Annotated in this window: 1 protein-coding gene and 1 pseudogene; both read right to left on the bottom strand. The window is 55.4% G+C overall.

All coding sequences use genetic code 11. The annotated features are described in order from the left end of the window. Positions 1-82: pseudogene (locus tag AB3X89_RS39695) on the bottom strand (IS5/IS1182 family transposase); the annotation flags it as partial. Positions 83-385: 303 nt separating this feature from the next. Further along, positions 386-1,294 (bottom strand): LysR family transcriptional regulator, encoded by a 909-nt coding sequence (locus AB3X89_RS39690; protein ID WP_018436449.1) that lies wholly within the window; start codon positions 1,292-1,294, stop codon positions 386-388. Positions 1,295-1,446 lie beyond the last annotated feature (152 nt).

The raw sequence follows: 1,446 nt of genomic DNA, 5'->3' as shown, positions 1-1,446 counted from the left end.
GGTTCATCAATGTCAGGTACGGAGCGGCAAAGTACCACTCTTCATCCGATACATCCGTTGGGTAAGGTCTGCGCTCTTTCATTCCGCCAGGGTACCAGGTCTGGCCGAAAGTTCATAACACCTTCTAACCCGACAATGCCTCCGCCTGAGCTGCGTAACTAGTTTCGCAATGGCTCCAGGGGTTTTCACGATTTCGCCTACATACCGCACCTCGCCAGCCGTGTCGGCAACCCGCCACGGCAATCGTTTCCTGATGTACATCCAAGCCCACGTACTTGCTAAACTTGTTCATGACCTATACCGCTCAATGCGGCTTTGAGCCGCCGTGTAACCCACCTCAAGCTTAATCCGCGTACCTGGAGTGCGGCAGGTCCATACCTGATGTCTAGGCGAAGTTTTGCGCCTCCTCGAGTAAGATCTCGCGCATCCAGATGCTTGCAGGATCACCATTGTGTAGCGAAGGCCATTGAATTGCTTCGGTAAATGAAGAAAGTGGCAGAGGCACTTCTGCGATCCGCAGAGGGGTTAGTTCTGAAAAGTGCTCGGCCAATCTCAAGGGGAGCGTAGCGATACGGTCGGTACGCGACAGGATGGAAGGGACGACACTGAACGTGGGCACGACAACCTCCTCGCGCCTTTTCAGACCGAGATCGAGCAGGAAAAACTCTTCGATCGAGGGCCTGCGCGCCCGCCCGAACCTCACCGTTACGTGTCCCATCGACATGTACTTCTCCAGCGCAATGCGGTGCGATAGCTGTTTATTTGTCGGACAGCCTACGCAAACGAGCCTCTCCTCAAAAAGAGCTGTCTTGGGATGGGTATCTGCCAGCAGCAACTCCGGCAGGAGCAGAAAATCGACTTCGCCGCGCCGAAGTAGCACACCGGGTTCATCATCTGGGAAAACGAACTCGAAGCTAACAGAGGGCGCCTCCCGCGCAACGCGTTCGACGACCTTCCGGAAATAGACGAGCGTCATAAAATCGGACAGGCAGACCTTGAAGCGGCGATGAGATTTGCTGGGCTGGAACGCGTCGCGCGAAATGATGGAAAGCTGTATGTGCGATAAGGCCTCCCGAACCGGTGCGACGAGTTCCGCCGCGCGCGCTGTTGGGACGAACTCGCGGCCCCTCATGACGAACAGGTCATCTCCGAAATAGTCACGTAGCCGTGCAACGGCAGCGCTCATGGCAGGCTGGCTCAGATTGACGTATTGGGCCGCGGCCGTCAGATTGCGCTCTGTCATGAGCGCATCCAGCGCAACCAGAAGATTGAGATCCAAGCCCTTGAAACGCATATTCAAAAATCCGTCTTATGTGTGACCTAGCAGGCTGCTGAAGTACACCCGAGTTGAAGAGGCCCCGCTCCAATTACGCGACTCTCGTCGCAAGATTTTTCGCATTGTGCAGATTCAATGCGAATTCACCGTCCCTTTAAGCGTTTTGAGGC

It is taken from the genome of Paraburkholderia sp. BR14320, from assembly GCF_040948665.1.
GTDB lineage: Bacteria > Pseudomonadota > Gammaproteobacteria > Burkholderiales > Burkholderiaceae > Paraburkholderia > Paraburkholderia youngii.
This window is presented reverse-complemented; position numbering and strand designations above follow the sequence as displayed.